We start from the raw sequence: 14186 nt of genomic DNA on the forward strand, positions 1-14186 counted from the left end.
AAGGGAATCACCATGGCACAGGAATTCACTTTTACCGTTAACGGTGTCGAGCGCACGACGACCCAAAACAAACCGCTGCTGCGCTACCTGCGCGACGACCTGCACATCCATTCCGCCAAGGACGGCTGCTCCGAGGGCGCGTGCGGTACCTGCACCATCCATGTGGACGGTGCGGCCGTCAAGGCGTGCGTGCTGACCACCGCCCTTGCCGCCGGTCGCAACATCGTGACCGTCGAGGGCCTGCCTCAGGACGTGCGCGAGGCCTTTGTGTACGCCTTTGGCGCCGTGGGCGCCGTGCAGTGCGGTTTTTGCATCCCCGGCATGGTCATGGCGGGTGCGGCGCTGATCGCCGAGGACCCCGAGCCCACCGAGGAGCAGATTAAGTACGCCATCCGCGGCAACGTCTGCCGCTGCACCGGCTACAAGAAGATTATCGAGGGCATTTCGCTGGCCGCTGCGGTGCTCCGCGGCGAAAAGCAGATCGACGAGGACTTGGAGCGCGGCGACGACTACGGCGTGGGCAAGCGCGCCTTCCGTATCGACGTGCGCAAGAAGGTGCTCGGCGAGGGCAAGTATCCCGATGACATCGACGAGCTCGATCAGCCGGGTCTGACCTACGCCAGCGCCGTGCGCTCCAAGTATCCGCGCGCCCGCGTGCTCTCCATCGATACCTCCAAGGCCGAGGCCCTGCCCGGTGTGGTGGGCATCTTGCGCGCCGAGGACGTGCCGGTCAACCAGGTCGGCCACCTTATCCAGGACTGGGATGTCATGATCGCCCAGGGCGATATCACCCGCTGCGTGGGTGACGCCATCGTGCTGGTGGTCGCCGAGGACGAAGCGACGCTCGAGAAGGCCAAGAAGCTCGTAAAGATCGATTACGAGCCGCTGGAGCCCGTGCGTAACATTGTCGAGGCCAGGGCTGCCGACGCCCCGCGCCTGCACGACAGCTTCTTTGCCTTTGGCAACACGGTGGAGCTCAAGGACAACGTGTGCCAGAGCCGCCATGTGACGCGCGGCGACGCCGCCAAGGCGCTGGCAGAGAGCGCGTTCACCGTGACACAGCGCTTTACCACGCCTTTTACCGAGCATGCCTTCTTGGAGCCCGAGTGCGCCGTTGCCTTCCCGTACAAGAACGGCGTCAAGGTGCAGTCGACCGACCAGGGTGCCTACGACACGCGCAAAGAGTGTGCCCACATGTTTGGCTGGGACAACGAGCCCGAGCGCGTGGTCGTCGAGACCATGCTCGTGGGCGGCGGCTTTGGCGGTAAGGAGGACGTTTCGATCCAGCACCTGGCCGCGCTTGCTGCCTATAAGCTCCAGCGTCCTGTGAAGTGCAAGCTCACGCGTGCCGAGTCGCTCGCGTTCCATCCCAAGCGCCATGCCATGGACGGCACCTTTACGCTGGGTTGCGACGCCGAAGGCAACTTTACCGGTCTGGACTGCGAGATCAACTTTGACACCGGCGCCTACGCGTCGCTGTGCGGCCCGGTGCTCGAGCGCGCCTGCACGCATGCCGTCGGCCCCTACAAGTACCAGAACACCGACATCCGCGGCTTTGGCTACTACACCAACAACCCGCCCGCCGGCGCGTACCGCGGCTTTGGCGTGTGCCAGTCCGAGTTTGCGCTCGAGAGCCTGATCGACCTGCTGGCCGAGAAGGTCGGTCTGGACCCGTGGGAGATTCGTTATAGAAACGCCATCGAGCCGGGCGAGGTTTTGCCCAACGGCCAGATTGCCGACTGCTCCACGGCGCTTAAGGAGACGCTGCTCGAGGTCAAAGATGCCTACTATGCGCATCCCGGACACGCCGGTATCGCCTGCGCCATGAAGAACGCCGGCGTGGGCGTGGGCCTGCCCGATGCCGGCCGCTGCAAGATTCGCGTCGAGAACGGCGTGGCCGTGGTCTATGCCGCCACGTCCGACATCGGCCAGGGCTGTAACACCGTCTTTTTGCAGGACGTTGCCGAGGCATGCGGCCTGCCGCTGAGCTGCATTGCCAACGGCGAGTGCTCCACCGAGAACGCTCCCGACTCCGGCACCACGTCTGGCTCGCGTCAGACGGTCGTGACCGGCGAGGCCGTGCGCGGTGCCGCCTTCCTGCTGCGCGATGCCATGGTTGGCATCGAGGCCGGCAAGCCTGCGCCTACCGCCCCGGTGAGCGCCCATGGTGACGGCGTCAAGATCGAGTACGACGACGGTCGCGCCTATCAGCTACGCACACAGGAACTCGTCGCCGGCCAGGGCATGCATCCTCAGGATCCCGCGGCCGCCATCAAGGCGCTCGAGGGATGCGAGTTTGGCTACGTGTATCTGGAGCCGACCGACAAACTGGGCGCCGACGTCCCCAATCCCAAGAGCCACATCTGCTACGGCTTTGCCACGCACGTGGTCATTCTGGACGATGACGGCCGCGTGAGCGAGGTCTATGCCGCGCACGATTCCGGCAAGGTGGTCAACCCCATCTCGATCCAAGGTCAGATTGAAGGCGGCGTGCTCATGGGTATGGGCTATGCGCTCACCGAGGACTGGCCGCTTAAGGACTGCGTACCCCAGGCAAGGTACGGCACGCTCGGGCTGTTCCGTGCGCCCGAGATTCCGGATATCCACGCCATCTACGTGGAGAAGGACGAACTGCTGCCCGTGGCATACGGCGGCAAGGGCATCGGCGAGATCGCAACGATCCCCACGGCGCCCGCCGTGCAGAATGCCTACCGCGCGTTTGACGGCAAGCTGCGTCCAAATCTGCCCATGGTGGATACGCCGTACAGCCGCGCTCGTCACCGCGGGTAGGGTAGAACGCGGACGCCCATTGCTGACGGGCTGTTCGCGCTCAACATCAACTGTATATGCTGCGCCTTTGGCCCCGGCTCCATCGCGAGCCGGGGCTTTTTGTTTGGAGCGGAAACTGCGTCCCAGATTTCGGCTCCAGAATGGGATGCGCTTTCCGGAACAGCCCTCAACCGGAAACTGCGTCCCGGAATTGGCGCTCAGAATGGGATGCAGTTTCCGGATCGGCCTTCAAGCGGAAATTGCATCCCATTCTGAGTCTTCATTCTGGGACACGCTTTCCGCAAGGAGCTTCGTCGGGAAAGCGCATCCCATTTTGAGCATTCAATCTGGGACATGGTTTCCGCGGGTGCTGCCAACCGGAAAGTGTGTCCCGGTTTGGCAGGCAGACGGGCATAAGCTCAGCAGCCCCTACAGCTCAATATCGTTGAGCCATGTCGGGAGCATGGTCTGGCGGATGCCTGCCGTCTGCAGCTTTTTCGCGAGCATGCCTGCCGAACGGACTTCGATCATGGTAAAGCGGATGAGCGGATGGCCGTAGAGCGATAGGTGCGCCTCGCGCTGTCGTTCGGCAACGAGCGCCTCGGCGGTGGTGCGTCCGGCCAGCATGGTCTGGTCGGTATATTTGATGAGCCCGTCGAGCTCGCCCAGCGTGAGTTCCTGCGCCTGGCGCTCCCAGGCAAAGTCCGTTCGTATGGGTTTGGCCGAATCGAAGGGGTCCGTCAGCTCGTATTGAAGCCAGTCGGGTGCAAAGCCCGTCTCGATCATGACGGCTCGGGCGACCGATTCCCCGCCGCTCTCGGCGCGGGCGTCGGCATATCGAAGCGTTGTGAGGGCGGTGCGAATCGCGCGCCCATTGCGGGCAGTCGCTCGTTGCTCAACGGCCTTCATCAGCTGTTCCGGCGCAAGGCCGAGCTTTGAGATCGCCGAATCGGCAATGGGCATGCCGTCGGCAAAACCAGTTTGCAGCAGGCAATCTGTGGCCGTTTGGATGGGCGGCGTTACCGATACGTCGGCTCTGCGTATTGCTCCGGCCGGCTCAATCTGGTGTCGCTGAATATGTGCGCCCGGACGAGCCGACGGCTTTGTCGAGCTGCAAGCATGCACGACGTTCAGGTGTCGCCACGAGACCTCGAGCCCCAGCAGGCAAGCTGCCGAAAACGAGCAGAACGTCCAATCGGGATGGATGATCGCAAGGGCGTGGATAATCTCGCAATGGCGTTGCGCTCGGTTGAGTTCATCCCAGCGCGTTTTTCGCGCAAACAACCCCGGCATGGGCGAGACAACCGTGCCGCCGGTGCGCCGAAGGAGCGCTTTTCGGATCGCCGTGCTCGGGGGAATCAGACAGCGCCCCTCTTGTTCGGCTTGAGTGAGCAGTTGGTCGATGAGCTGGTCATTGCAATGGGTCATGAGCTACCGCCTCCTTTTGGGTAGCAAAAACGTATCAGCTGGAACTTGCCGCTCAGCTGACCAAAAGCTGACCAAAATCTAACCATGCAGGTAGATGGCCTGTTTTCGGCGACATTTTTACATTCGAATCGGTGGGCGGTGATCGGCTCCCGTGAACGGCAACAAGTTATGAAGACCTGGTAAGTTTAGGGACGTGTACTTTTTGAAAAAGAGCATTCTATCTGCTGTTTTGTGTTTCTGGATCGCATATTTGAAGGCATGTGATAAGGGCGGCGGACTGTCGCCTTGTATCTGCGGAAACTGTGACCCGGAATTGCCACTCGGGATGGGACGTGCTTTCCGGATCGCCCTTCAAGCGGAAACTACATCCCAGATTTCGGCTCCAAACCGGGATGTGCTTTCCCGGCGGTGTCTCTGGCGGAAATTGCACCCCGGAATGAGCGCTCAGAGTGGAACATGCTTTCCTAACGAAGCCGCATGCGGAAACTACGTCCCGGATTCGATGCTCAGGACGGGATGCCGTTTCCGATAGAGGCATGGGGTGGAAAGTCTCCCATTTCTAATGTTCAAGAAATGGGAGGCAGCTCATCGCGAGCTGGGCCTTTTGTTTGGAGCGGAGGCAGCATCCCGGAATTCGGGCAATCCGGTGGTCAGGGGTTGAGCGAGCGTCGCGCTAAGGATGCCAAGCGTAAAACCTTCAATGAACATAGCGTAAAAACTACATCCGCAACGGCGTAAAAACTACATTGGAAGTAGCATAAAATCCGCATTGAGAATGGCGTAATTTCGTATATCGCATGATCGCCCGAGCTTGCACACGGCCTTTTGCGAGCTCTTGCCATGAACGAGAGCCAGGCTGTCACGTACAAGACGCTCATAAAGGACGCCTCGTACGGTGAGGCGGGCCCCGACGAGAGGACCATCGCTGCGCACCTGGATCTCTTCAACAGGCTCAAGCTGACCGAGGACCTGTGCGGATGGGAGCCGCCCATGCGCTCGAAGGCTCGCGTTCGCGTGCGCCCCAAGCGCTACTTCTGCGACCCGTCATTTGCGGCGGCGTTGCTGGGGGCTACCCCTGAGCGGCTGCTTGGCGATATGCAAACGCTGGGGATGCTCTTTGAGGACCTCGTTCTGCGCGACGTGCGCGTGTTCCTTTCCACCTACGGCGGTGTCGACAACAGTGTCCATTATTTCCGAGATGAGAAGGGCCTTGAGGTCGATCTGATCGTTGAGCACGACGGGCGCTGGGGAGCTATCGAGGTCAAGCTGAGTGATGCGAAAGCAGACGATGGAGCGAGAAATCTCAAGGCGCTGGAGAGGAAAGTGCTCTCCAATCCTGCCGCCCAGAATGCCGCGCCGGCGTTTTTGGCGGTCGTGGTTGGAAAGGGGAGCATTGCCTACACACGCGACGACGGCGTGGCGGTGATCCCCATGGCGGCACTTGGGGCGTAGCGGTTTTGCGGGCGTGCCGTGCTTCCTTTACCGAAAATCCATTTGGTAAACCCGGCGCCCGTGGGTAAAATAAGGTCGACGGCAGCCCAAGTAGTGAAGAGCTGGGCAGCGCCGTTGCTTGGATTAAGGGGTCATCGCCTTAGCGGCGTCGACCCCTCTTTTATGCTTCGTACGCTGCTTGAGTGCCTCGGTAAGTCCGATAAGCGCCGTGAGGAGCGAGACCAAAGCGGTCAGGAGCTTCACAAAATCAGTTAGATCGGTCATGGGCATCACCTCCCGTCGCATGGAGGGCGCTGCCCGGCACATGGAACTGCCGCCAACAATAACCAGTCTATCAAACTGCAGCCATAAATACGAATATATGTTCGATAATAACAACGACGTGACCATCTCAAAGCGCAGCTTTACGCAAGGATGTCGGAAAGCTGCACTGTGCGATTTCATGTCCGCACGGACACTTATCCTTACGGCAATGTAGCTGCCTGTGAAACAGGCGGCAGTTGACGGAGAAAGGCCCTCACCGTGCCAGACAAAAAGACGCCGTGTATCTCGGCTATCGATACGACGAACTTTGCGCGTCAGATTGTGCTCGACTTCGAGTTTGCGCCGGTGTCAAGGCAGCGCCAGCGCCGCGGGTTGCGCAACGAGATTATCGAGGTCGGCGCGGTTAAGCTCGATAACCGCGGCAACGTGATGGGCGAGTTCTCGCAGTTTGTGCAGACGGAATATGCCGAAGGCGTTGCGTTCCCCGTTCGCGAGCTTACGGGGATATCGGCCGTGGACACTGCGATGGCCGATCCGCTCTACATGGTGATCAAAAGGCTCAGCGATTGGATCGGTCGCTACTCCGCCCAGGTGGTCTGTTGGAGCGGGGCGGATCGTCGACAGCTTTTGACTGAGTGCCAGGCAAAGCATATCGATCTTTCCGCATTTCCTACGGACTGGGCCGACCTGCAGGCGTTTTACACCTCGATCATGGACATGAGCAGCCACGGGTGCGTCTCTTTGAGTGACGCAGCGACGTGGTTTGGCATCGAGTTCGACGAGTCGACGGGTCACGCCCACAGCGCCCTAGCCGATGCGCGCGTGACCGCCAAGCTGCTCAAGCAGATGATGGACGGGGACTACCGCGTGAGCCCGCGCGCCCAGGAGGTCCGTCAACGGTGGGGGATGGGCGAGCGAGCTCAGACGCGCCTTTCCAGCAAGTGCCCCGAGCTGGGCGACCTGCTGCTAAAGCTGAAGGCGGAGGGGGTAGGCCTTTTGAGAACGCCATTCGGTTTGGCATGGCGGGGCTGTAAGCGCGAGCCCGCCCTGCTGTTTGAATCGAAGCGTCAACCAGTATGACGAGCTGTCTGGCCTGTCTGCCTACGCCCTCGCAATCCCGCGTGCCGCACTCAGCAGCTCGTACTCCCTCTGGCTCCATTGGCGCAGCTCGGCCGCGCGCACGGCGTCGCGGCACAGGTTCAGGAACACCTCGGCTCCCTCGCAGAAACACTCGCGGGCAAAGGTGCCGGATCCGTCCGCAACGCACTTGCCGTCGGCAAACAGATTCCAGCTGGATGGCTCGCGCGAATCGTCTCCGAGCAGCTTGACCTGCAGCACGTGCGGGTCGCCGGCGGCGCAGAGCTCTTCCTCGAGCTTCTGCACGGTAAAGCGCATCTGGTGGGAGAGGCTGCTCTTGACCATGGCCGAGGCGTAGCCATTTGGCTTATCCAGAAGATGCATTCGTTTTGGCTTGGCTGCCAGGTTGTGGAAGTTGCGCTCACTGCGCACAGAGAAATTGTCCATACGGACTCCTTTCATCGATGTTGGCAGGGCCACCGTGCCTCTTGGCCGGTTGGCGTCGGGATCGTGGAGCCAACTCTCTACCCCGACTCTGGATAAAACGCGCCCGCTCCCTGCGGGCAAGAGGAAGTCTATCAGCGCGCGCGGACAGAAATCAAGCGCCGCTTGCGAAATGACGCGCGGACGGCGTTGGTTTCCCAAGTGATCACTCGGCTTTCATCCGGAAAAGTGTCGAAATCAGCCGTTTAAAAGTACGGAAAAGTGTCGAAATAGGCACCTTAGAACTTCGGAAAAGTGTCAAATTCGATAGGCAAATTATCAGGAAAAGTGTAGCTGGATGACAAGACAGCACTTAGAAGCCGGTGCTGGATGCGAGATCCTGCGGCAGCCTTCAGCTCTCGCTACTCATCGTCTCCGTCGTTGGGGTCGCCCTTGAGGGTGTTGATGTCCAGATACTTGTTATCGTCCTCTTTTTGCTGGGTCTCCGACTCCGCTTGGGTGGGGCCGGAGAACAGACGGAATCCCTCAAACGCAATGACGCCGAGCAGGGCAATGACAATGGCGATAAAGGCAACCTTGACTGCCTGCGGAAATTCCGAGAAACGCAGCGCCTTTTCCTCGGCGTAATAATCGGCGAAGCGCTCTTCGCCCGTGCTTTTGGTATACGCCGGCGCGGACGCGGCCTCCGGGTCATATTCCGGTGCAGGCGCGGCAGCGTACGGATCGTTGAGATAATTGCTCGATGCGGTGCCATAATCCTCGGTCTCGATGCGACCGGTGCCAGTATAGCTATCGGAATAATCGGAATATGCCGCACCGCCCTCATAATCCGCGGCGCTCGTGTTGGCGGCAAAAAGCGGGTTAACTGGAACGTCGAGCACCGGCATGCCGGTTGAGGTCTCATCCAGATCGGCTGCAGCCCAGGAATCGTAGGCAACCTGATGGGCAACGGGCTCATCGAGCCTTGTGATCGGAGGCTTGCGTGCCGCAGGAACAGGCAACTGCTGGGCGCTGTACATAACGGTGCTGTCGGCCGATTTGCCCTGCGTCGCTGCAGCGAGAAATGCCGCCGTCTCGGACGGGTCGCTTGCGGGGCGGGGAGCGGGCGCGGGCGCCGAAATGGGTGCGGGCGTAGATGCGGGCGTCGAAACAGGCGGCTGCGCAGGAGTCGGCGCAGATGCGGGCTTAGGCGCAAGTGCGGGATTGGGGCTTGACGGGCGAGCCCCACCGCCCATGAGTTCGTCGGCGGTCCACGGGCGATCATCCATCACGTCGTCAAGGCTCAGCGAAAACAGGTCGTCTTCACCCTCATCGAACATGCGGTGCACATGTCCACCAATTGCCGGAATCAATCCGCGACCGGTGCATGATGCCTTGCTCAACGCCATTCTATTCCACCCTTTCGAAATACTAATGACATCGATTATATGGAACTTCCCAAGCGGCTCGGTCTTGGATTCGAGCTTTCCAGAACTCGCGCCCAAAAGGGGAGGGGCAATCTAGGCGAGTGCCTACTTGTCGTCGGCCGCCGCCTTGGCCTCATTGAGGTAGCTATAGAAGCTGTACTTGGAGATGCCAAAGAACTCGCAGGCGCGCTCGCTCGACTTGGAAATGAGGAAGGCGCCGCGACGGTCGAGGTAGCCAATGGCACGAATGCGCTCGTCTTTGGTCATGAGCGCCGCGGGCTTGCCCACAAACTGCTCGCACTCGTGCAGCAGGTCCTCGAGCAGGTCGCCGATGTTCTTGGTAATGGGCTCGGGCTCGGTGTAGCCCGTGCCGCCGGTGCCGGTAAAGGCGTCGAGCGAACGCTCAAAAGCCTTCATAAGCGTAATGTCAAAGTTGATGCCCAAAATGCCGACGGGCTTGCCCTCGTCGTTGCGGATAAAGATGGTCGAGGACTTGAGCAGCTTGCCATCGGTGGTTTTAGTGAGGTACGGCTCGCGGTCGTGTACGTCGGTGGTGCCCTCGTGCATGGACTCAAACACGATATGGCTGGGGCCGTCGCCCAGTTTGCGCCCGCTGACGTGGCCATTTTCGATCACTACGATGGAGTGGTCCACGTCCTCGGTCTCCAGATCGTGGACGACGACTTCGCAGTTGGGGCCAAATTGGAGCGCCAGACCGTGTGCAAGGCGCTTGTAAAACTCAATCTGTGCGGGGGTCATGGGTGCCTTCCTAAAAATTAGTTTGGGCACACTTTGCCATAAACCACACTTGTTCGCAAATAACGAAAGCGTTGCTGCGTTATGTGACCGTTCGGCGGCGAAAAGGTACCGATTGCGGCAACTAACAATTTGTTAGGTTATCCAATCAAAAAGTGTGATAGAACATTACTAACAAACTTTTTGTTTGGCATCCACATAAAAGTTCAGCCGTGTGAATGGGATCGGGCTGAAACGCGTATGCGGGGGCCGGCAAGAGAGGACTTAAGGAGTTCACCGTATGGCCGATAAGATCCAGTGGGCGGGCAACACGATGCCCAAGAGCGATGACAAGCACTTGGGAATCATGAGCCTCGACCACGTGAAGAAGGCCCGCGCCTTCCACCAGTCGTTCCCTCAGTACACCGTTACTCCGCTTGCCCGCCTGGACGGCCAGGCCGCGCGCCTGGGCCTGTCCAACCTGTGCGTTAAGGACGAGAGCTATCGCTTTGGCCTCAACGCCTTTAAGGTCCTGGGCGGCTCGTTTGCCATGGCCAACTATATTGCCGACGAGACCGGCAAGGACGTTGCCGACTGCACCTTCGATTACCTGACCTCCGATCAGCTGGCCGAGGACTTTGGCCAGGCTACCTTCTTTACCGCCACCGACGGCAACCATGGCCGCGGCGTGGCATGGGCTGCCAACAAGCTGGGCCAGAAGGCCGTCGTGCACATGCCCAAGGGTTCCACCAAGCCCCGCTTCGATAACATTGCCGCCGAGGGCGCCACGGTGACCATCGAAGAGGTCAACTACGACGAGTGCGTGCGCATGGCCGCCGCCGAGGCCGACGCCTGCGAGCGCGGCGTCATCGTTCAGGACACCGCCTGGGAGGGCTACGAGAAGATCCCGTCCTGGATCATGGAGGGTTACGGCACCATGGCTTCCGAGGCTGCCGAGCAGCTGCGCGAGATGGCTATCAACCGCCCGACGCACGTCTTTGTCCAGGCTGGCGTGGGCTCGCTGGCCGGCGCCGTGGTGGGCTACTTCACCAACCTGTATCCCGATAACCCGCCCACCTTCGTCGTGGTTGAGTGCGCACCGGCCGCCTGCCTGTACAAGGGCGCTGCCGCCGGCGACGGCGACCCGCGTATCGTGGACGGCGACATGCCCTCCATCATGGCCGGCCTGTGCTGCGGCGAGCCCAACATCCTTGGCTGGGATATCCTGCGCAACCACACCACCGCCTTCGTGTCCTGCCCCGACTGGGTCACCGCTCGCGGCATGCGCACCCTGGGCGCTCCCGAGAAGGGCGACCCGCGCGTCATCTCCGGCGAGTCCGGCGCCGTGACCACCGGCCTGGTCGAGACCCTCATGCTCGATCCCGAGTACGCCGAGCTCAAAGAGCTCATCGGTCTGGACAAGACAAGCTCCGTGCTCTGCTTCTCCACGGAAGGTGACACGGACCCGGATCAGTACCGTCGCATCGTCTGGGAGGGCGAGTACCCCACTTGCTAGCAGACTGACCTGTCCGGAGGCAGCCGGAGGACTTTACTCCCTGCTCGGACAGTCCTGCTCGCACGGAGAGCACATTAAGTGCTCTCCGGCTCGTGCGGAACTCGCGACGGAGCAAAGTCCTCCGTCCGCCTCCTATGGTTACTTGCTTGTGGGGTGCTCAACCTCACGCCGCTTGGCACAAGTGATCTATCTGAAATATCTACCTGTAGGTAAACCCTTGTAGAAAGGTTGACTGTTATGACTAAAGAACTCGATTTTGATGCCATTAAGGCTGCGGCTGAGTCCCATCGTGCTGATATGACGCGTTTTCTTCGCGCAATGATTAGCCACCCCTCTGAGTCTTGCGAGGAGGGTGAGGTTGTCGCTTGCATCAAGGCCGAGATGGAGAGCCTTGGCTATGACGAGGTCAAGGTCGACGGCCTGGGCAACGTTATGGGCTTTATGGGCGAGGGCGACAAGATCATCGCCATCGACTCCCACATCGACACCGTCGGTATCGGCAACATCGAGAACTGGGATGCCGATCCCTATGAGGGCTACGAAACCGACGAGATCATCTACGGCCGCGGCGGCTCCGACCAGGAGGGCGGCATGGCTTCTGCTACCTATGCTGCCAAGATGATGAAGGACATGGGCCTCATCCCCGAGGGCTACAAGATCATGGTCGTCGGCACCGTCCAGGAAGAGGACTGCGACGGCATGTGCTGGCAGTACATCTACAACAAGGACGGCATTAAGCCCGAGTTCGTCATTTCCACTGAGCCCACCGACGGCGGCATCTATCGCGGTCACCGCGGCCGCATGGAGATCCGCGTCGACGTTCACGGCACCTCCTGCCACGGTTCCGCTCCCGACCGCGGCGACAACGCCATCTACAAGATGGCCGACATCATCGCCGACGTCCGCGCCCTCAACAACAACGGCTGCGACGAGTCGACCGACATCAAGGGCCTCGTCAAGATGCTCGACCCCAAGTACAACCCCGAGCACTTTGAGGACGCCCGCTTCCTGGGCCGCGGCACCTGCACCGTCAGCCAGATCTTCTACACCAGCCCCAGCCGCTGCGCTGTCGCTGACTCCTGCGCCATCTCCATCGACCGTCGCATGACCGCCGGCGAGACCTGGGAGTCCTGCCTGGACGAGATCCGCAACCTGCCGGCCGCCAAGAAGTACGGCGACGACGTGAAGGTCTCCATGTACATGTACGACCGTCCGTCCTGGACCGGCGAGGTCTACGAGACCGAGGCTTACTTCCCCACGTGGATCAACAAGGAGACCGCTCCGCACGTCAAGGCCCTCGTCGACGCCCACAAGGCCATGTTCGGTGACGAGCGCATCGGCTGCGAGCCCAGCATGGACAAGCGCACCGGCCGTCCGCTGTGCGACAAGTGGACCTTCTCCACGAACTGCGTTTCCATCCAGGGCCGCTATGGCATCCCCTGCGTTGGCTTTGGCCCGGGTGCCGAGTCTCAGGCTCACGCTCCCAACGAGGTCACCTACAAGGACGACCTGGTCACCGCTGCCGCCATGTATGTTGCTGCTTTGAACCTCTACGATCCGAGCCAGGCCGATGGCGACGCTACCGTGTTCCGCGCTGGTCTGACCAACAACAAGATCGACTAGTCCCATTCCTCGATCTTGTTGAGCCGGGGACAGCCTGTGTCCCCGGCACCCCCTGTTGACTTGGGGCCCGCGGTCGTTATCTCCCATGCTTCCTCAACGGTAGCGGGTCCTCGTCATAGCGCTCTGCATGTTCTAGCCACACGCGCATGCCGGAGCACATCTACTCATTGCGATCGTTTCATCTATGGAAAGGATATTTACATGGACGCCAAGTTTACCGAGCTCGTCGAGCAGCTGAACGGCCTCGATTTTAAGGGCATGTACGGCAGCGACTTCCTGCACACCTGGGATAAGACCACCGATGAGCTCAAGGCTCTCTACATCGTTGCCGACGCCCTGCGCGAGCTGCGTGAGAACAACGTTTCGTCCAAGATCTTCGACTCGGGCCTGGCCGTCTCCCTGTTCCGCGACAACTCCACCCGTACGCGCTTCTCCTTCTCTAAGGCCGCCAACCTGCTCGGCCTCGAGCTGCAGGACCTGGACGAGAAGAAGTCCCAGATCGCTCACGGCGAGACCGTCCGCGAGACCGCTACCATGATCTCCTTCATGGCCGACGTCATCGGCATCCGCGACGACATGTACATCGGCAAGGGCGACGCCTACATGGCCGAGGTCTCCGAGTCTGTCCAGCAGGCCTACGAGGACGGCGTTCTGGATCACCGTCCCACGCTCATCTCCCTGCAGTCCGACTCCGATCACCCCACGCAGTCCTCTGCCGACATGCTCTACCTCATCAACGAGTTTGGCGGTCTTGAGAACCTCAAGGGCAAGAAGGTTGCCGTCACCTGGGCCTATTCGCCCTCTTACGGCAAGCCGCTGTCCTGCCCGCAGTCGCTGATCAGCCTGCTGCCCCGCTTTGGCATGGACGTCACCCTGGCCCACCCCGAGGGCTACGACCTCATGCCCGAGGTCGTCGAGCGCGCCAAGGGCTATGCCGCCGAGTCCGGCACCACCTTTAAGCAGGTCAACACCATGGCCGAGGCCTTCGAGGGCGCCGACATCGTGATCCCCAAGAGCTGGGCTCCGTTTGCCGCCATGGAGAAGCGTACCAACCTGTACGCCGAGGGCGACGACGCCGGCATCGCAGCGCTCGAGAAGGAGCTGCTCGCTCAGAACGCCACCCATCAGGACTGGTGCTCCACGACCGAGCTCATGGAGAAGACCGCCAACGGCCAGGACACCATCTTTATGCACCCGCTGCCCGCCGACATCTCCGGTGTCTCCTGCGAGCACGGCGAGGTCAACGCCGACGTCTTTGACATGCACCGCGTGGGCATGTACAAGGAGGCCAGCTACAAGCCGTACGCCATCGCAGCCATGATGTTCCTGCAGAAGGTTGCCGATCCCGCCGCTACCCTCAAGGCCCTCGACGAGCGCAACACCGCCCGTTGGTTCCAGGCCTAAAGCCGCGCTGGGGTAAGCCATGTAAAGGGGGCGCTCTGCCAACCGGCGGGGTGCCCCTTTTTGCATCG

At 60.8% G+C, this 14186-nt stretch carries 11 protein-coding genes and 1 riboswitch; of the genes, 6 read left to right on the plus strand and 5 right to left on the minus strand.

Features of this window, described 5'->3' with window-relative positions; genetic code table 11:
- Positions 1–12: 12 nt before the first annotated feature.
- The gene (gene xdh / locus DW136_RS07635; protein WP_117583054.1) at positions 13–2790 is read left to right on the plus strand and encodes a selenium-dependent xanthine dehydrogenase; all 2778 of its coding nucleotides are present in this window, start codon (positions 13–15) and stop codon (positions 2788–2790) included.
- Positions 2791–3198: 408 nt separating this feature from the next.
- Here xdh and DW136_RS07640 read toward each other — a convergent pair whose 3' ends face one another.
- Positions 3199–4197: a hypothetical protein gene (locus tag DW136_RS07640; RefSeq protein WP_118289355.1), complete on the minus strand. Its 999-nt coding sequence runs from the start codon at positions 4195–4197 to the stop codon at positions 3199–3201.
- Between the two features lie 840 nt (positions 4198–5037).
- Between DW136_RS07640 and DW136_RS07645 the strand changes: the two genes are divergently transcribed.
- The gene (locus DW136_RS07645) at positions 5038–5649 is read left to right on the plus strand and encodes a DUF4143 domain-containing protein (protein ID WP_233503776.1); all 612 of its coding nucleotides are present in this window, start codon (positions 5038–5040) and stop codon (positions 5647–5649) included.
- Positions 5650–5772: 123 nt separating this feature from the next.
- Here DW136_RS07645 and DW136_RS10065 read toward each other — a convergent pair whose 3' ends face one another.
- On the minus strand, positions 5773–5913 hold the full coding sequence (locus tag DW136_RS10065; protein ID WP_199409661.1) for a hypothetical protein: 141 nt from the start codon (positions 5911–5913) through the stop codon (positions 5773–5775).
- 258 nt (positions 5914–6171) lie between these two features.
- On the opposite strand from DW136_RS10065, the gene DW136_RS07655 reads away from it, so the two are divergent.
- Positions 6172–6993: a 3'-5' exonuclease gene (locus tag DW136_RS07655; RefSeq protein WP_117583051.1), complete on the plus strand. Its 822-nt coding sequence runs from the start codon at positions 6172–6174 to the stop codon at positions 6991–6993.
- Positions 6994–7014: 21 nt separating this feature from the next.
- On the opposite strand, the gene DW136_RS07660 is transcribed toward DW136_RS07655, so the two are convergent.
- The 3 genes from DW136_RS07660 to DW136_RS07675 form a co-directional block, all read right to left on the minus strand.
- Positions 7015–7437: a hypothetical protein gene (locus DW136_RS07660; protein WP_117583050.1), complete on the minus strand. Its 423-nt coding sequence runs from the start codon at positions 7435–7437 to the stop codon at positions 7015–7017.
- Between the two features lie 8 nt (positions 7438–7445).
- Positions 7446–7536: riboswitch (SAM riboswitch) on the minus strand.
- Between the two features lie 299 nt (positions 7537–7835).
- Positions 7836–8822: a hypothetical protein gene (locus DW136_RS10000; protein ID WP_158556477.1), complete on the minus strand. Its 987-nt coding sequence runs from the start codon at positions 8820–8822 to the stop codon at positions 7836–7838.
- A gap of 123 nt (positions 8823–8945) precedes the next feature.
- A complete protein-coding gene (locus DW136_RS07675) occupies positions 8946–9599 on the minus strand; it encodes a transcriptional regulator (protein WP_117583047.1) in 654 nt (217 codons plus the stop codon).
- Between the two features lie 277 nt (positions 9600–9876).
- Between DW136_RS07675 and dpaL the strand changes: the two genes are divergently transcribed.
- From dpaL to ygeW, 3 genes are all read left to right on the plus strand, one after another.
- The gene (gene dpaL / locus DW136_RS07680; protein WP_117583046.1) at positions 9877–11091 is read left to right on the plus strand and encodes a diaminopropionate ammonia-lyase; all 1215 of its coding nucleotides are present in this window, start codon (positions 9877–9879) and stop codon (positions 11089–11091) included.
- A 237-nt stretch (positions 11092–11328) separates the two neighbouring features.
- Positions 11329–12714, plus strand: coding sequence for a YgeY family selenium metabolism-linked hydrolase (locus tag DW136_RS07685; protein WP_099432046.1), 1386 nt, complete (start codon positions 11329–11331; stop codon positions 12712–12714).
- Between the two features lie 201 nt (positions 12715–12915).
- A complete protein-coding gene (gene ygeW, locus DW136_RS07690) occupies positions 12916–14118 on the plus strand; it encodes a knotted carbamoyltransferase YgeW (RefSeq protein WP_055252229.1) in 1203 nt (400 codons plus the stop codon).
- Positions 14119–14186 lie beyond the last annotated feature (68 nt).

It is taken from the genome of Collinsella sp. AM12-1, assembly GCF_003472325.1.
Classification (GTDB): Bacteria; Actinomycetota; Coriobacteriia; order Coriobacteriales; family Coriobacteriaceae; genus Collinsella.